1 protein-coding gene is annotated in these 583 nt (G+C 60.5%); it reads left to right on the top strand.

Annotated elements, in window-relative coordinates:
* On the top strand, nt 1-583 hold a 583-nt coding region (locus AO240_RS24970), incomplete at both ends, for an AMP-binding protein (RefSeq protein WP_143505462.1).

Here is a 583-nt window from a genome sequence, read left to right as displayed (position 1 = left end):
TCGTCGATCATGACGTGCTGCTGTCGCAACAGGCATTTGCCGATTTGCTCAGTGTTGAAGCAGTCAATGTGCTGTGGATGACGGCTGGCCTGTTTCATCAATACGCTGAGGGTTTGTTGCCGATCTTCGCGACACTTCGCTACCTGATTGTCGGTGGCGACGTACTCGACCCGAGCGTGATCGCGCGGGTTCTAAAAGACGGCGCACCGCAACACTTGCTCAACGGCTACGGCCCGACCGAAGCCACTACGTTCTCGACCACCTATGAAATCACGCGGGCAGACGAGGGCAGCATTCCGATTGGCCGCCCGGTCGGCAACAGCTGCGCCTACGTGCTGGATGCGCGCCAGCAACCCGTGCCGGTGGGCGTCACCGGTGAGCTGTATATCGGCGGCCAAGGCGTAGCGTTGGGCTACTTGAACCGTGCGGACCTCACCGCAGAGAAATTCCTCGCCGACCCGTTCAGCGACGCGGGCCTGATGTACCGCACTGGCGACCTGGTAGCCTGGCGTGCCGACGGCACCTTGCAGTACCAGGGACGCAACGACCAGCAAGTAAAAATCCGTGGTTTCCGCATCGAACT

Source organism: Pseudomonas sp. ICMP 460, from assembly GCF_002723595.1.
Lineage (GTDB): Bacteria > Pseudomonadota > Gammaproteobacteria > Pseudomonadales > Pseudomonadaceae > Aquipseudomonas > Aquipseudomonas kitaguniensis.
The sequence above is the reverse complement of the archived record's forward strand: the minus strand, read 5'-3'. Positions and strand labels throughout refer to the sequence as shown.